Source organism: Streptomyces sp. NPDC000941 (assembly GCF_053599555.1).
The window spans coordinates 1-16,316 of sequence record NZ_JBSFMM010000242.1; the positions used below are offsets into that span (position 1 = coordinate 1).

General features: G+C 71.4%; 14 protein-coding genes. 6 read left to right on the forward strand and 8 right to left on the reverse strand.

What is annotated here, in order from left to right; translation table 11 throughout:
* Together ACWDSL_RS44975 and ACWDSL_RS44980 are read right to left on the reverse strand one after the other, a co-directional pair.
* Positions 1–1,707 (reverse strand): polyamine aminopropyltransferase (locus ACWDSL_RS44975; RefSeq protein ID WP_450494436.1); only part of this gene is annotated, 1,707 nt, incomplete at its 3' end.
* Positions 1,708–1,807: 100 nt separating this feature from the next.
* Complete coding sequence (locus ACWDSL_RS44980) at positions 1,808–2,326, reverse strand: DUF2617 family protein (RefSeq protein WP_450494438.1); 519 nt, start codon at positions 2,324–2,326, stop codon at positions 1,808–1,810.
* A gap of 715 nt (positions 2,327–3,041) precedes the next feature.
* Here ACWDSL_RS44980 and ACWDSL_RS44985 point away from each other — a divergent pair.
* Together ACWDSL_RS44985 and ACWDSL_RS44990 are read left to right on the forward strand one after the other, a co-directional pair.
* Complete coding sequence (locus tag ACWDSL_RS44985; protein ID WP_450494440.1) at positions 3,042–4,232, forward strand: pyridoxal phosphate-dependent aminotransferase; 1,191 nt, start codon at positions 3,042–3,044, stop codon at positions 4,230–4,232.
* A gap of 138 nt (positions 4,233–4,370) precedes the next feature.
* The gene (locus tag ACWDSL_RS44990; protein ID WP_450494442.1) at positions 4,371–5,567 is read left to right on the forward strand and encodes a hypothetical protein; all 1,197 of its coding nucleotides are present in this window, start codon (positions 4,371–4,373) and stop codon (positions 5,565–5,567) included.
* A 99-nt stretch (positions 5,568–5,666) separates the two neighbouring features.
* Here ACWDSL_RS44990 and ACWDSL_RS44995 read toward each other — a convergent pair whose 3' ends face one another.
* Entirely contained in the window at positions 5,667–6,197 is a 531-nt protein-coding gene (locus ACWDSL_RS44995; RefSeq protein WP_450494444.1) for a YbjN domain-containing protein, read from the reverse strand.
* Positions 6,198–6,271: 74 nt separating this feature from the next.
* Positions 6,272–8,863, reverse strand: a complete 2,592-nt coding sequence (gene clpB, locus ACWDSL_RS45000; RefSeq protein WP_450494445.1) for an ATP-dependent chaperone ClpB — start codon at positions 8,861–8,863, stop codon at positions 6,272–6,274.
* 161 nt (positions 8,864–9,024) lie between these two features.
* Here clpB and ACWDSL_RS45005 point away from each other — a divergent pair, with 161 nt between their 5' ends.
* The gene (locus ACWDSL_RS45005) at positions 9,025–9,429 is read left to right on the forward strand and encodes a pyridoxamine 5'-phosphate oxidase family protein (protein WP_450494447.1); all 405 of its coding nucleotides are present in this window, start codon (positions 9,025–9,027) and stop codon (positions 9,427–9,429) included.
* Positions 9,430–9,484: 55 nt separating this feature from the next.
* On the opposite strand, the gene ACWDSL_RS45010 is transcribed toward ACWDSL_RS45005, so the two are convergent.
* Both ACWDSL_RS45010 and proP read right to left on the reverse strand, forming a co-directional pair.
* On the reverse strand, positions 9,485–9,853 hold the full coding sequence (locus tag ACWDSL_RS45010) for a cupin domain-containing protein (RefSeq protein WP_450494448.1): 369 nt from the start codon (positions 9,851–9,853) through the stop codon (positions 9,485–9,487).
* A gap of 74 nt (positions 9,854–9,927) precedes the next feature.
* Entirely contained in the window at positions 9,928–11,463 is a 1,536-nt protein-coding gene (proP, locus tag ACWDSL_RS45015) for a glycine betaine/L-proline transporter ProP (protein WP_450494458.1), read from the reverse strand.
* Positions 11,464–11,730: 267 nt separating this feature from the next.
* Between proP and ACWDSL_RS45020 the strand changes: the two genes are divergently transcribed.
* A complete protein-coding gene (locus ACWDSL_RS45020) occupies positions 11,731–12,087 on the forward strand; it encodes a YciI family protein (RefSeq protein WP_089504702.1) in 357 nt (118 codons plus the stop codon).
* A gap of 47 nt (positions 12,088–12,134) precedes the next feature.
* Positions 12,135–13,388: an RNA polymerase sigma factor gene (locus ACWDSL_RS45025; protein WP_450494450.1), complete on the forward strand. Its 1,254-nt coding sequence runs from the start codon at positions 12,135–12,137 to the stop codon at positions 13,386–13,388.
* Between the two features lie 66 nt (positions 13,389–13,454).
* On the opposite strand, the gene ACWDSL_RS45030 is transcribed toward ACWDSL_RS45025, so the two are convergent.
* Positions 13,455–14,075: a TetR family transcriptional regulator gene (locus tag ACWDSL_RS45030; RefSeq protein ID WP_450494452.1), complete on the reverse strand. Its 621-nt coding sequence runs from the start codon at positions 14,073–14,075 to the stop codon at positions 13,455–13,457.
* 105 nt (positions 14,076–14,180) lie between these two features.
* On the opposite strand from ACWDSL_RS45030, the gene ACWDSL_RS45035 reads away from it, so the two are divergent.
* On the forward strand, positions 14,181–14,975 hold the full coding sequence (locus ACWDSL_RS45035) for an SDR family oxidoreductase (protein WP_450494454.1): 795 nt from the start codon (positions 14,181–14,183) through the stop codon (positions 14,973–14,975).
* Between the two features lie 217 nt (positions 14,976–15,192).
* Here ACWDSL_RS45035 and ACWDSL_RS45040 read toward each other — a convergent pair whose 3' ends face one another.
* Positions 15,193–16,155, reverse strand: a complete 963-nt coding sequence (locus ACWDSL_RS45040) for a hypothetical protein (RefSeq protein ID WP_450494456.1) — start codon at positions 16,153–16,155, stop codon at positions 15,193–15,195.
* Positions 16,156–16,316 lie beyond the last annotated feature (161 nt).

Below are 16,316 nucleotides of genomic sequence, written 5' to 3' on the forward strand. Positions count from 1 at the left end.
TTCTCGCCCGCCCGCCCGCAGCGCGCCCGGCGTGAGGGACCGCGGGCGCGGCCCGTGGCCGGGCAGACCCAGCCGTACGGGGGCGCGCCCGGCCAGCACGAAGCCCCAGTCCTGCGGCGCCGCGGCGACCCCGCCCGGGGCGCGGTCCGGGGTGCGGTCCGGCCCGCCCGAGGAGCCCGGCGGCTGCCTGCCGACCGTGTACGGCGCGGTCCGCAGGCCGACCGAGCGCACCGTCGCCTCGACCGTCCAGTACGCCCGAGGGCGCGCGCTCAGCGTTCCCGCGTGCACCGCGAGCCGTCCGCCGGGCGCCAGCGCGCGCTCCACCAGTCCGTAGAACTCCTGGGAGTAGAGCTTGGTGCTGGGCGTGATGCCGGGGTCGGGGAGATCGCAGACCACCACGTCGTACGCACCGGGCGTACGCGAGGCGGGCCCGCCTCCCGAGCCGTACGCACCGTCCCCGCCGTCCGCCCGGCGCAGCCAGTCGAACGCGTCGGCGGTGACCACCCGCACCCTCGGGTCGCGGTAGGCGTGCGCGTTCAGGGCGGTCAGCCCGGGGTCGGTGCGGGCCAACCGCACCACCTCGGCGTCGATTTCGACCACGGTGACCGAGCCGACCCCGCCGTACCGCAGGACCTCGCGCACCGCGAGTCCGTCGCCGCCGCCCAGCACCAGCACGCGCCGGTGCGGTCCGGCCATCGCGGGGTGGACCAGCGCCTCGTGGTAGCGGAGCTCATCGCGCCCGCTGACCCGCAGCCGGCCGTCGAGGAAGAGGGACAGCGGCCGCCCGTCCGCCCCGCCGCCGGTCAGCACGATCTCCTGGACGCCGGTCCGTACGGCGACGCGTATGTCCGGCCCGTACACGGCCCGCCGGGCGGCCCGCTCGAAGGCGGGGGTCAGCGCCGCGGCGGCGGCCAGCAGCGCGAGCACCACCACATTGGTCACGACCAGCGTCCACCGCGCCCGCGCGCTCAGATCGCGGCGGAACAGCCACAGCACCAGCGCCCCGCCCGCGACCGCGTTGACCGCGCCGGTCACCAGCGCGCCGGTCAGCTGGCCGAGCGCGGGCAGCAGCAGAAACGGGAACGCCAGCCCGCCGACCAGCGCGCCCACATAGTCCGCCGCGAACAGATCGGCGACCGCGCCGCCCGCGTCCTGCCGCCGCACCCGCTGGATGAGGGTCATCAGCAGCGGCACCTCGGCGCCGATCAGCACCCCGATCGCCAGCGAGAAGCCGACGAGCGCGGCGCGCGACTGCCCGGACCATACGAAGCACGCGTACAGCGCCATCGCCGAGCAGCCGCCGACCAGTGCGAGCACCGCCTCGACCGCGCCGAAGCCGACGGCGGCGCGGCAGCGCAGCCGCTTGGCCAGCAGCGAGCCGAGGCCCATGGCGAAGACCATGACCGACAGCACGACGGACGCCTGGGTGACCGAATCGCCCATCAGATAGGAGGCGAGGGCGACCAGTTCGAGCTCGTAGACGAGCCCGCAGGCGGCGCAGACGAAGACGGTGCCGAGCACGACGAAGCGGCCGAGCCCGGCCGGGACGGGCAGCCGCGCCGGGCGCTCCGGCTCGACGAGAGACGGCGTGCCCGGCGCGGAACTCGGCGCAGCGCCGGGGGCGTCGCTCGGCGCGGAACTCAGGGCGTCGCTCGGCGCGGAACTCGGCGCGGAACTCGGGGCGGCGGGCACCGGCGAATCGATCACGAAGGGCACGCTACGTTACATATCACCCATGCCCCGTCACCCACACGGATGCATTGCCCGCCGCTCATCCGTGCCTAGCCCCACTCCCCGGAAGGGGGCTTCACAGCACCGCCGCTACCCGCGCCCCCACACATGTACGCGTCGCCACCAGCCGCCCCTCCTGCGGATAGGCGTGCCAGGTCCGCCAGCTCAGCACCCCTTCGCGGCACTGCGCGACCATCGCCGTGAACGCGTGCGGACTGCCGGGGAAGGTGCCGGCCAGCCCGTGCGGATGGTCCGCCACCAGCGCGAGCAGTTCCTGCGCGCGCCCCGCGAACGAACCGCGCGACAGTTCCTCGACGCGCGCCGCGAATTCGTACTCGCGGCCGTCGACGACCGTGGAGACGCCCATCGGCAGCGGGGTGCTGTTCCCCGACATACAGGCCACGGTCTCCGAACAGGAGCCCTCCTCGCCCTCCATGAGGACTTGATGGGAGGCCCCGAGCAGCCTCAACTGTACGGAGAACTCGCGCAGTCGCAGATCGAGCACGGCCAGGGCCGGGAGCGGCTCCCGCCCCAGGGACCAGGCGAGGTCGTCGGCGCGGGTGTCGGTGTAGGCAGTCTTGAGGGTCGTGAGCATGGGTCGGCTCCGCAAACAGCGCAGGGGGAAGAGATGGGCCGGCCCGCCCCGCCGTGAGCCGGGCGCGTTCGGATGCGCCGACTCGGGCTCACGCGGGGTCCGTAGGGTCGGTGGTATACGGAATCATGAAATGAGCGCGCGCCACATCGTTTTTACCCATCTTCGCCAGGTTTCCACCCCTGCGGGCGCCTATCAGTTCATGTGTTCAATAGGCACTGGCGCTCAACAGCCGTGCGCCCGGCGTGCCTTGGCACGCCGGGCGCACGGGGCGGATGGAGAAGCCGACCCCCCGTGAGTCAGCTGCCCCCTCCGCAGCCACCACCTCCGCCGCCGCCGCAAGACGAGCCGCCCCCACACGACGACCCGCCGCCACCGCACGAGTGGTGATGTCCTCCGCTGTGTCCCCCGTGTCCCCCGTGACCCCCGTGACTGTGTCCCCCGAATCCGTCGGAGCCGGCCCACCAGCTGCCATGGGACTTGCCGCCGTACGCGGAGGTGCCCCAGGCCCTGGCCCGCCGGGTCCGCGCGGTGCCGAGCGCGGCCAGCGCCGCGACGGCGAACGCCACCACGATCAGCACGACCATGAAGGCCATCGGACCTCACGCTCCCTTCCGTTTCCCCCGTAGCGAGGTACCGGTCCGTACCTGTTGTGAACGATGCCCGGGCCCTGGGAGTGTCAAAGCGGAGTTGAGGAAGTCCAGAGGTTGGGCGGAGGATGACCCCCATGGGACGACCGCTGCTCAACCGCCGCCTGGCCGAATTCGGCACCACGATCTTCGCGGAGATGTCGGCGCTCGCCGTGGAGACCGGCTCGATCAACCTCGGCCAGGGCTTCCCCGACAGCGACGGCCCCGAAGAGGTGCGCGAAGCGGCGGTCCGCGCGCTGCGCGACGGCCGCGGCAACCAGTACCCGCCGGGTCCCGGCATCCCCGAGCTGCGCACCGCCGTCGCCGAGCATCAGCGGCGGTGGTACGGACTGTCGTACGACCCGGACCGCGAGGTGCTGATCACCGCGGGCGCGACCGAGGCCATCGCCGCCTCGCTGCTCGCGCTGCTTGAGCCGGGCGACGAGGTGATCGCCCTGGAGCCGTACTACGACTCGTACGCCGCGTGCATCGCGATGGCCGGCGGCACCCGCGTCCCGGTCACCCTCCGCCCGGACGCCACCGAGCACGGCGCCGCCTTCCGGCTCGACCTGGACGAGCTGCGCGCCGCGGTCACCGACCGCACCCGGCTCATCCTCCTCAACACCCCCCACAACCCCACCGGCACCGTCCTCACCCGCGAGGAGCTGGCCGCCGTCGCCGAGCTCGCCACCGAGCGGGATCTGCTGGTGGTGACGGACGAGGTCTACGAGCACCTGGTGTTCGGCGCCGAGCACACCCCGCTCGCCTCCTTCCCCGGTATGCGCGAGCGCACCGTCACCATCAGCTCGGCGGGCAAGACCTTCTCCTTCACCGGATGGAAGGTCGGCTGGGTGACCGGATCGGCGGAGCTGGTCGCGGCCGTACGCTCCGCCAAGCAGTTCCTCACCTACGTCTCCTCCGGCCCCTTCCAGTACGCGGTCGCCGAGGCGCTGCGCCTGCCCGACAGCTACTTCCACACCATCCGCGAGGACCTGCTGGCCAAGCGCGATCTGCTGGCCGGCGGCCTCGCCGACGCGGGCTTCACGGTCTTCCGCCCCTCCGGCACGTACTTCATCACCACCGATATCCGCCCCCTCGGCGAGACCGACGGCTTCGCCTTCTGCCGCGCCCTCCCCGAGCGCTGCGGCGTCGTCGCGATCCCCAACGCCGTCTTCTACGACCACCAGGACCAGGGCTCCCCCTTCGTCCGCTTCGCGTTCTGCAAGCGCGAGAGCGTCCTCGAAGAGGCGGCGACCCGCCTCAAGAGCCTCGCGGGCTGAGCCGGCCCCGGCCCCCCGTACGGGTCACCCCGGTCGCGGGCGGGCGCGGCGTCGCACATGGTCGTGGTGTGCCGGGCCCCGCCGCATTCCCGGGGCTCGGCACGCGACAGCCGCGTGTACCCCCTCCGGAGGTGCCCCGTGTCCGCCGACACCAGCGCGCCCATACGGGCCCCGGAGCCCCCGGCGCCACCCCCGGTTCCGCTCAGTGCCACAACCCGCCTGTGCGCCTCGCTGCGCCGGGCCGCGCCCGCGCTCGGGCTGTACGCCGCCGGCCGGCTGATCGGGCTGGTGTGCGTGGCGGTCTGGGCCGGGTGGGCCGGCAAGCATCCGCGTACGCTGCTCGGCTACTCCTGGGACAGCGTCTGGTACATGGGCATCGTCCGGCACGGCTACAACAGCACCCTCCCGCCGGACCCCGCCAAGCACGGCGTCACCTTCAGCGACATGGCCTTCTTTCCGCTGTTCCCGACGCTCATGCGGACCCTCACCACCCTCCTGCCCATCACCGCGGTGACCGCCGGGCTCGTGGTCGCCTGGGTTTCGGCGGGGGTGGCGGCCTGGGGGATCCACGCCGTCGGGGAGCGGCTGCACGGGCGGCGCGTGGGCACGGCGCTGGTGGTGCTGTGGGGGCTGCTGCCGCACGCGATCGTGCAGTCCATGGCGTACACCGAACCGCTGCTGACCGCGCTGGCCGCCTGGTCGCTGTACGCGGTCCTGACCCGGCGCTGGCTGTGGGCGGGGACGCTGGCCCTGCTGGCCGGGGCCTCCAGGCCCAACGGCATCGCCGTCGTGGCGGCGGTCTGCTGCTCAGCCGCCGCCGAAGTGTTGGGACGCCAAGCGTCGTGGCGGGTGTGGGCGGGCGCCGCGCTCTCGCCGCTGGGGTGGCTCGGCTATCTGGCCTGGGTGGGCTACCGGCGCGGCAGCTGGCACGGCTACTTCGCCGTCCAGAACGAATGGGGGTCCCGGTTCGACTTCGGCGTGAACGCCCTCCGGTTCGTCCGGAACCTGCTGATCAGCAAGGCGGCGTTCGCGTACTTCGTGGCGCTGGTGATCCTGGCCGTCGCACTGCTGCTGTTCGCACTGCTCACGGCCGACCGGCCGCCGCTCTCGCTGCTGATCTACACGCTGGTGCTGGTCGCCATCACCCTCGGAGGCAGCGGCTACTTCGCCTCCAAGCCGCGCTTCCTGCTGCCCGCCTTCCCGCTCCTGCTCCCGGTGGCCGTGGCGATGGCGAGAGCCCGGCCGCGCACCGCCATGCTGATTGGCGGCGCGCTGGCCGGGCTCTCCTTCGTCTATGGGACGTATCTGCTGACCGTGGCCCGCATCCCGATGTAGGCAGGCCTCATCAAGGCCGCAGCCGTCATCAAGGCCCGGGGCGGTTCAGGCCGCCAGGCCTCGTCGCCGTCAGGGCCTCGTCGTCAGGCCCCGTCGTCCTCAGGCCTCGTCGTCGTCCGGCTTGTCGTCGCCGTCGGACTCGATATCGGCCTCCAGGCCCAGCTGCTCGACCAGCCACTTGTCGAATTCGATCGAGGCCCGCACCCAGCTGACCGTGCTGGACACAAAGTGCTCCAGGCTGACGCCGGTGCCGATCAGCATCTGCGCCTCGCCGATCAGCCGGACCGTGCCGTCGTCGTTGGTGTGGCTGTAGACCTTCGGCCACAGCGTGCGACGGTTCCAGTCGTCGATCGCTTCGAGCAGTCGCGGCTTCTCTTCGATCTCATGCGACCGGTCGTAGAAGGTCCGGACCGAGAAGACCTGCTGCTCCTCCTCACCACGGAACATGAAGTAGGTGCGGAACTGCTCCCACGGCGCGGCGAGGTCCCCTTCCTCGTCGACGACGTACTTCAGCTCCATCTGCTCCAGCAGCTGCTTGACCAGGTCCTGGTCGGGCAGCACGGGGCCCGTCGGACCCTGCGGCTCGGGCTGGCCCCCGAAATTCGGAATCGAGGACGGGTCGATGCTCACCGTGGATTTCCCTTCGTCTGGATACCGCCATCCTCCCTCACACCCGCCCCCGACGTGCAAGTGCGGGCGGACTGTTACTGTGCCGGGCCCACCAGCAGATCGTCGCCGATCCGGTCCACCCGGACCGTGTCGCCGTCCCTGACCTCGCCCGCCAGGATCTCCTTGGCGAGCCGGTCGCCGATCGCCGTCTGGATCAGCCGGCGCAGCGGCCGCGCCCCGTACGCCGGGTCGTTGCCCTCCTCCGCGAGCCAGGCCAGCGCGGCCGGGGTGACGTCCAGCTTCAGCTGCCGCTCGGCCAGGCGCTCGGCGAGCCGGTCGATCTGCAGCTCGGCGATGCGGGCCAGCTCGGGGCCGCTGAGCGCGGTGAAGACCACCAGGTCGTCCAGCCGGTTCAGGAACTCCGGCTTGAAGGAGGTCCGCACGGTCTCCAGCACACTCTGCTTCTTCTCCTCGTCGCCGAGCAGCGGGTCCACCAGGTACTGGCTGCCGAGGTTGGAGGTGAGGACCAGGATGGTGTTCCGGAAGTCCACGGTCCGGCCCTGGCCGTCCGTGAGCCGCCCGTCGTCCAGGACCTGCAGCAGCACGTCGAAGACCTCGGGGTGGGCCTTCTCGACCTCGTCGAGCAGCACCACGCTGTACGGGCGGCGGCGCACCGCCTCGGTCAGCTGGCCGCCCTCCTCGTAGCCGACGTAGCCGGGGGGCGCGCCGACCAGCCGGGCGACGCTGTGCTTCTCGCCGTACTCGCTCATATCGATGCGGACCATGGCCCGCTCGTCGTCGAAGAGGAAGTCGGCGAGGGCCTTGGCCAGCTCGGTCTTGCCGACGCCGGTCGGGCCGAGGAAGAGGAACGATCCGGTCGGCCGGTCCGGGTCGGCGATTCCGGCCCGGGTGCGGCGTACGGCGTCGGAGACGGCCCGTACGGCCTCGAGCTGGCCGATCAGCCGCCTGCCGAGCTCGTCCTCCATGCGCAGCAGCTTCTGAGTCTCGCCCTCCAGCAGCCGCCCGGCGGGGATGCCGGTCCAGGACGCGACCACATCGGCCACGGCGTCGGGGCCGACCTCCTCCTTGACCATCGTGCCGCGGCCCTCCTGGACCTCGGCCTCGGCCTCGGAGGCCTCCTCCAGCACGCGCTCCAGCGCGGGGATCTCCCCGTACAGCAGCTTGGACGCGGTGTCGAAGTCCCCGTCGCGCTGGGCGCGCTCGGCCTGCCCGCGCAGCTCGTCCAGCTTCTCCTTCAGCTCGCCGACCCGGTTGAGGCCCTGCTTCTCCTTCTCCCAGCGCGCGGTCAGCCCGCGCAGCTCCTCCTCCTTGTCGGCGAGGTCGCGGCGCAGCTTCTCCAGCCGCTGCCTGCTGGCCTCGTCGGTCTCCCGGGCGAGCGCCATCTCCTCCATCTTCATCCGGTCGACCGAGCGCTGGAGCTCGTCGATCTCGACGGGCGAGGAGTCGATCTCCATACGCAGCCGGGAGGCCGCCTCGTCGACCAGGTCGATGGCCTTGTCGGGGAGGAAGCGGGAGGTGATGTAGCGGTCGGACAGGGTCGCGGCGGCGACCAGCGCGCCGTCCGCGATCTGCACCTTGTGGTGCGCCTCGTAGCGGCCCTTGAGTCCGCGCAGGATGGCGACGGTGTCCTCGACGGTCGGCTCGGCGACCAGCACCTGCTGGAAGCGGCGCTCCAGCGCGGCGTCCTTCTCGATCCGCTCGCGGTACTCGTCGAGCGTGGTGGCGCCCACCATGCGCAGCTCACCGCGGGCGAGCATCGGCTTGAGCATGTTGCCCGCGTCCATCGCCGAGTCGCCGCCGGCGCCCGCGCCGACCACGGTGTGCAGCTCGTCGATGAAGGTGATGATCTGGCCGTCGCTCGACTTGATCTCGGCCAGGACGGTCTTCAGCCGCTCCTCGAACTCACCGCGGTACTTGGCGCCCGCGACCATCGCGCCCAGGTCCAGCGCCACCAGCCGCTTGTTCCGCAGGCTCTCGGGCACATCACCCTTGACGATCCGCTGCGCCAGGCCCTCGACGACGGCCGTCTTGCCGACGCCGGGCTCGCCGATCAGCACCGGGTTGTTCTTGGTGCGCCGCGACAGCACCTGTACGACGCGGCGGATCTCCTGGTCCCGGCCGATGACCGGGTCGAGCTTGCCGTCGCGCGCGGCGGCGGTGAAGTCGGTGCCGAACTTCTCCAGGGCCTTGTACGTGCCCTCCGGGTCCGCGTTGGTCACCCGCTGTCCGCCCCTCGCCTTCTCGAACGCGGCGAGCAGCTTCTTGGCGCCCGCCCCCTGCTCCGCCAGCAGCTCACCGGCCCGGCCGCCCTTGGCGGCGACACCGATCAGCAGATGCTCGGTGGAGACGTAGTCGTCGCCCAGGTCCTTGGCCCGCTCGGCGGCGTCCGCGAGCACCGCAAGCAGCTCGCGGTTCGGCTGCGGCGGGGCGACGGTCGACCCGCGCACGCTCGCCAGCCCGGCCAGCAGCCGCTCGGTGCCGTCCCGTACGACGGCCACATCGGCGTCCACGGCGGCCAGCAGATCCATCAGGTTTTCGTTGTCCTGGCCCTGCAGCAGGGCCAGGAGCAGATGCGCGGACGTCAGGTCCGCATGCCCCGCGGAGACGGCTCGGTCATTGGCGGCGCTCACCGCCGCCCGGCTCTTGTTGGTCAGCTCGGCGTCCACGTCCCCGTGTTCCTCCTCATCGCGCTGGTGGCACTCAATTCGTACTCAATCCCTGCCGTGCCCGACATCCGTAAAGTTGAGTCTATTCCACTCAAGTGCTCGAGCGTGAGGGGTCGGGAGCGGCGGCCACCGTGAACAGCACAGCCGATAGATTGACCACCATGGCCCTCGACCCCCGCGACCCCGGCCCCGACTACCTCGCCTTCTGGCGCGAGCGCCATGTGTGCACCCTGACCACACCACGCCCCGACGGCACGCCGCATGTGGTCCCCGTCGGTGTCACATACGACCCGGCGGCCGGAATCGCTCGCGTCATCGCCAACAAGCACAGCCGGAAGGTCGCCCATATCCAGGCGGCCGGCCCCTCCGGCGCGGCCGTCGCCGTCTGCCAGTTGGCCGGGAGGCGGTGGGCGACGCTCGAGGGCCGGGCGGTGATCCGTACCGAGGCCGAGCTCATCGACGACGCGGTGCGGCGCTACGCCGAGCGCTACGAGCGCACCCCCTCCCCCAACCCGGACCGGGTGCTGATCGAGATCACGCTCACCAGGGCGCTGGGCCGGGCGTGAACACGAGGGGCGCCACCGGGCCCCGCCCGGCGCCGCCCCTGTCCCCCATCGCCACTCAGCTCGGACCTTTCGCCTTCGCGTAGTCGGTGGCCATCTCACCGGCGACGTCGTACAACACGGCCGGTTCGTCACCGACCACCCAGGCTTCATGCCCCGGCGGGACGACATAGACATCGCCGGGTCCGATCTCGGACTCCGCCCCGTCGTCCATCCGGACGCGCATCCGCCCCTGGGTCATGATCCCGCGGTGCGGCACCTCGCAGCTTTCCGTCCCGACTATGGGCTGGACCGACTCCCTCCAGCGCCAGCCGGGCTCGAAGGTGCCGACGGCGAAATCCAGGCCGGTCAGATGCAGAGCCTCGATGTGGCCCCGGGGAAAGTCGCGCCGCTCGTCGGGCTTATCGATCGTCTTGACTTCCAACATGGCGTTACCTCCTGTGCCGTACTTCCATCGTGCGCCTCCAAACCCCGCACCCGCACGCGTCGGACGAACCGAACTCACCGCCCCTCGTCCCCGTCCCGGTGGTGCCGCTGCGCCGCCCACGGGTGGCGCAGCCTGATCCACACATCCCGCGCCCGCCGCCCGGCCCGGGCCCGGCTCACGGCCACCAGCCTCCGCGCCTCCTCGACGGTCTCCACCATGGGCCCCGAACCACGCAGCGGCTTGCCCGCGGTCTCGTGCAGGAAGTGCGCGGAGACCAGCCCGATCAGGCCCGCGGCCATCAGGTAGTACGCCGGCACCAGGTTGTCGCCGGTCGTCGCCACCAGCCAGGAGGCGACCAGCGGGGTGGTGCCGCCGAACAGCGACACCGAGATATTGAACGAGATCGACAGCGCGCCGTAGCGCAGCCGGGTCGGAAACAGCGCGGGCAGCGTGGCCGCGCTGGTCCCCGCGAAGATCACCAGCAGCAGCCCGAGGATCACACAGCCCACCGCGGGCATCAGAATCCCGCCCGCCTGGATCAGCAGCACCGCCGGGATCGCGAGCGCGATCATCGCCACACTGCCGGCCATGAACATCGGCCGCCGCCCCCAGCGGTCGGAGGAGCGGCCCACCACGGTGATCGTCAACGCGACGAGGATCATGGTGGCGAGCACCAGCACCTGGGCCGTGGTGGCGTCCTGGCCGAGCGTGGAGGTCATATACGTCGGCAGGTAGGACGTCACCATGTAGTTGGTGACGTTGTAGAGCAGCACAAGACCCATACAGATCAGCACGGCCTGCCAGTGCCGGGTGAAGATCTCCTTCAGCCTGCCCTTACCGGACTGGCGCGCCTCCTCCACCGGGTCCACGTCCCCGCGCCCGGCGCCGACCGCCTCCGCCGCCCGCTCGGCCTCCCGCCGGAACGCCGGGGTCTCCTCCAGCCGCAGCCGCATATACAGCCCGATCAGCCCGAGCGGCCCCGCGATCAGAAACGGCACCCGCCAGCCCCAGTCCACCATCCCCCGCTCGCCGAGCACGGCGGTCAGCGCCGTGACCACCCCGGACCCCAGCGAGTAACCGACGAACGTCCCGAAGTCCAGCCAGCTGCCCAGGAAGCCGCGGCGCCGGTCCGGGGCGAACTCCGCGATGTACGTGGTCGCCCCCGCGTACTCGCCCCCGGTCGAAAACCCCTGCACCACCCGGCACGCCAGCAACAGCACTGGGGCCGCGAAGCCGATGGCCGCGTAGCTGGGCAGCAGCCCCACCGCGAAGGTGCCGATCGCCATCATGATCATGGTGGTCGAGAGCACCCGCCGCCGCCCGATACGGTCCCCCAGCGGCCCGAAGACCAGCCCGCCCAGCGGGCGCACCAGGAACGCGACCGCGAAGGTGGCGAAGGTCGACACCACCTGGGTCGCCGGTGAGCTCGACGGGAAGAAGACCTTGCCGAGGGTGACCGCGACATACGCGTAGACGCCGAAGTCGAACCACTCCATCATGTTGCCCACCGCCGTCGCGGCGACCGCCCGGCGCAGCCGCGGCCGGTCGACGACCGTGACGTCCGAGATGGTCAGCGGCTCCTTGCGGCGGCGCAGCAGCGTCCGCAGCATCCGATCGGTGCGCTCGCTCCCGCCGCCGCGCACCGCCTGGCGGGTGCGGCGTAGGGGATGACGGGGTGGTGGGCGACCGGTACTCATCCTCTTCCCTGCCGACGTCCTTACCATCGTGCGCCCGAGCGCCCACGGCCGCACGGTGCGGAAATACCCCGAAGATTTTTTGCCGGGGCTGTCGATCCGGCCGTGCCCCGTTCGACGCAAGGGTGAAAGCAGGGAACAAAGAACCGCAGAACCAAGGAACGAAAGAACCAAGGAGTCACCATGCCGCGCTTCATGACGCTGATCCGCATCGACGAGCAGAACGCCCCCGCCGAGGGCCCCAGCCCCGAGCTCATGGAGCGTATGGGCGCGCTGCTGGAGGAGATCACCAAGGCCGGGGTGATGCTGGAGACCGCCGGGCTCACCCCCACCTCCGAAGGCACCCGGGTCACCTGGTCCGGCGGCAAGCTCAGCTACACCGACGGGCCCTTCACCGAGAGCAAGGAGGTCATCGGCGGCTACTCGATCGTCCAGGCCAAGGACAAGGCCGAGGCGCTGGAGTGGACCAAGCGGTTCCTCCAGACCCACGAGGACTACTGGACCATCACCGCCGAGGTCCGCGAGATCGCCGAGGGCTGACCGGTCGCGCTTGCCTCGTTGTGGTGCGGCTGCTCTGATGGGTGGACGTGACGGGAGCAAGCCCTGCAGCAGACCAGGCGATCGAGACGGTCTTCAGAATCGAGTCCGCGCGGATCATCGCCGGTGTCACCCGCATCGTGCGCGATGTGGGCATCGCCGAAGAGCTCGCGCAGGACGCTCTGGTCGCCGCGCTGGAGCAGTGGCCGGAGTCGGGCGTCCCGGACAAGCCGGGCGCCTGGCTCATGGCCACCGCCAAGCACCGCGCGATCGATCTCGTACGCCGCAAGGAGACGTACGCGCGCAAGCTGGCCGAGGTCGGCCGGTCCCTCACGGAGACGCCCCCGTCCGAGCCCGGATTCGCGGACCGTACCCCGGACGACATCGACGACGACCTGCTGCGGCTCATCTTCACCGCCTGCCACCCCGTGCTGTCGACCGAGGCCCGGGCCGCGCTCACCCTGCGGCTGCTCGGCGGGCTGACCACCCAGGAGATCGCCCGCGCCTTCCTGGCCCCCGAGCCGACCGTCGCCCAGCGGATCGTCCGCGCCAAACGCGCGCTGGCCAAGGCCGACGTCCCCTTCGAGGTTCCGTACGGCGCCGACCGCGCCGCCCGCCTCGCCTCCGTCCTCGAAGTCATCTACCTCATCTTCAACGAGGGCTACTCCGCCACCGCGGGCGACGACCTGGTCCGCCCCGCCCTGTGCGAGGACGCCCTCCGCCTGGCCCGCGTCCTGGCCGGCCTGATGCCCAAGGAACCCGAGGTCCACGGCCTCGCCGCGCTCCTGGAGTTCCAGGCCTCCCGTATCCCGGCCCGCACCAGCCCCGACGGCGAACCCGTACTCCTCGCCGACCAGAACCGCGCCAAATGGAACCGCCTCCTCATCCGCCGCGGCGTCGAAGCCCTCCACCGCGCCGGCCACGGCCCGTACTCGCTCCAGGCCGCCATCGCCGCCTGCCACACCCAGGCCGTCCGCTACGAGGACACCGACTGGGCCACCATCGCCACCCTCTACGGCCGGCTGATGGCCCTGACCCCCTCCCCCGTGATCGAACTCAACCGAGCCGTCGCCATCTCCATGTCCCAGGGCCCCGCGCCCGCCCTTGAAATCGTCGACTCCCTCACCGACGCCCCGGCCCTGAAGGACTACCACCTGCTGCCGAGCGTCCGCGGCGACCTCCTGGAACGCCTGGGCCGCGCCGCGGAGGCCCGCGCCGAATTCGAGCGGGCGGCCACCCAGACCCACAACGCCCGCGAACGCGACCTCCTGCTGGAACGGGCCGCCCGCTGCGCGCCTGCCTGACGCCGCTGACGCACCGCCCCGCCGTGGTCGTTGTTCACCGCAGGGGGCGGGTTCGGCCGAGTCCCGTTACCCCGAGACCCCGCCGTGGAGGCGTCCGGCGGTGGCGGCGAGTGTGCGAGCAGCTTCGATCACCGTCTCGCGGCGGCGGGCAAGGGCGGCCTGGTCGGTTTCCTCGTCCAGGATCGTGCGGCACATCTTGGGCACCGCGAAGTTCCAGGCGATCAGTCCCATGAGGGTGAACAACAGGTCCTGCGCGGCGCGCACGCGTGCGGCCTCGGGAAGGTGGTGGGCCCCGCCTACGTCCACGAGCCGGCGGGCCTTCTCGCGGAAACCGTCACGGCGCTTGCGCTCGCTCTCATCGGGTTCGTCGCACGCCTCCAGCGCCTCCCACAGCAGCAGCCTGATCAGCTCCGGGTGTTCCCGGTACCAGTCGAAGAGCTGCCCGGCCGTTTCGCCCACCGCATCGGGATCGATGGCGACGCAGAGGCGGACCTCCTCGAGTTTCGCCCGCAGGATGGCGGCGAACAGCTTCTCCTTGCTCCCGTAATACAGATAGATGGCCTGCTTGTTGGCCCTGGCGACCGTCGCGATCCGGTCGACCCGAGCTCCCGCCAGGCCGTGCTCAGCGAACTCGGCGGCAGCGGCGTCGAAGATCCGCCGTCTGGTGTCCTCCGCGTCATAGGCCATGAACGAATTAAACCATCCGGTTGACACCTCTCCGCCCAGGCAGCAGTATCAGCCTCAGCAATAAAACAACTAGATGGTTTATTCTCCCTACCGGAAGGCCCTCCCTTGAACACGCCGACCCCCATCCCCGTTCGCTCACCGCTGCCGAGCGCCCTCTCCGGTACCACCGCCGTCCTCATCGGCGGAAGCTCGGGCATCGGGCTGGCGGCCGGCGTCCTGCTGCGTTCGGTCGGCGCCCGCGTCGTGCTGGTCGGCCGCGACCCCGACCGGCTGAAGGCCGCCGTCGCCCGGGTGCGCAGCGCGGGCCCGGCCGAGGACCCCGACGACGCCGTGCTGGGCGTTCCCGGCGACGGCGGAGACGAGCAGGTCCTCGCCGGGGCCTTCGACAGGGCGGGCCACGTCGACCATGTGCTCCTCACCGCGGGCGGCCTCAGCGGCGCCGGCCCCCTGACCGGGCTGTCGGCGGATGACATCCGCACGACCTTCGACTCCCGCCTCTGGCCCGCCTTCGCAGCCGCCCGCGCGGCAGCGACCCGGCTTCCCGCGGGAGGCTCGCTCACCTTCAGCTCGGGGATCCTCGTCGTCCGCCCCGCTCCCGGAATGGCCGCCCCGCTGTCGGTCGGCGGCGCCGTGGAAACCCTCACCAAGGCCCTCGCCGTGGAACTCGCCCCCGCACGGCTCCGCGTGAACACCGTCCGTTTCGGCCGGATCGACACCCCGCTCCTGCGCTCGCTGCCGGGGCTGGACTCCGACGACGCGATCGCCACCGCCGGATCGACCGCTCCCCTCGGCCGCTTCGGCACCGCCGAAGAAGCCGCCGCCTCTGCCCTCTTCCTCATGGCCAACAACTACGTCACCGGCCAGGTCATCACCGTCGACGGCGGCGAAACCCTCACCTGACCCTGCCCCCTGCGGACAGCCCGGTTCGCGGTGGATACGAGACGGCGACACGCCGTGCCGTCGGCGTGTCACCATCCCATACTCACCGCAAGCGGTCGGTACGGATCCACCCTCACTCCCGAACAACGCAAGCACCTCAGCTCGGGCGGCATCTGGGGCACCGAGTTGGTTCGTAACACCGCTCGTCTCGCCCGAGTGACCTCAGGCGTCCGGCCCGCTACGAAACGGTCTGGACGCCCGGAAACCGTGCCAAGGCGCCCTGGATCTCGCGGATCATCACTCCAGGGCGCCGGTACACGTCGTTCGCCGTGAACCTCAGGATGCGGCGCACCTCCGTGCACGACATCAGGTCGTTGAAGCGAACCGTGTCCCGCTGATGCTGAGCTCGGCTGCCGTGCCACCGGTAGCCCTCGATCTCCACCACCAGCCCCTGCGCCCGGAAGAAGAAATCCGGATACGCCCGCCTGCCCGTTGGGGTGGTGAGCAGTACCTGCGACTCGGGGTACAGCCCGGCGTCGCGCATCCTCAGCCGGGCGATCGTCTCCGCCGGGGATCCCGCCTTGGGGTCCACCAGGGCCAGCCACTCCCGTGCGGCTTTCCTGCCGCGCATGGTGGACCCCCGCTGCACGGCGTCAGCGATTTCTCCCAGCGTCGTCAATGGCCCCCTGCGCCGCTTCACGTCCTCGTATCGACTGGGCCGCCTGCTCACCGCCGACTCCACCGCCACCAGCGCGTCGTCGCGCGGGCTGGCCCGCAGCAGGTCCGCCATCGTGCGCACCACCGTGGTCACCCTCAGCCCGCCCACCGTCGTGATCTCGTCCGCGCCGAGCCGCAGCCGGTGCAGCATGCCGCCGTGGACCTCCGTCCTGGCCCCGGGTGGTCCGGTGAACTCCACACCCTGTCTACGGGTCTCGATGTCATGCAACACCGCGGCCGCTGTATGGCTCACCACAAGCTGCGGATGCGCCAGTTGGTTCGCCCACAGCAACACCATCGGCCCAACCACACGCCCAGGCTCCACCCACACCCCTGCGCAGACCTGCGTCCACCCCTCGTTGCTGAACCGGCGGTTCAACCGCCCGCGCTTCCAGCCGCCCGACAGCGCCTGAGCAGTCAGCACCACCCCTCCCTGAGCACCCGCCAGCCTGCTGAGCGAGACCGTGTCCCCCGTCCCCGTCATCTCCCCACAGTGCCCCAAGCCCTGCCCGCGTGCTGGGCCTGTGGATAACGCGGAATGCGGTGGGTTTGCGTCGCCGACGCAGCCGTATCCGCCCGTGCACTTCGTCGCCGGGGCGCGCACGCTGGACCACATCCCGGTGGAGGAGATGGTCCTGCCGCTGG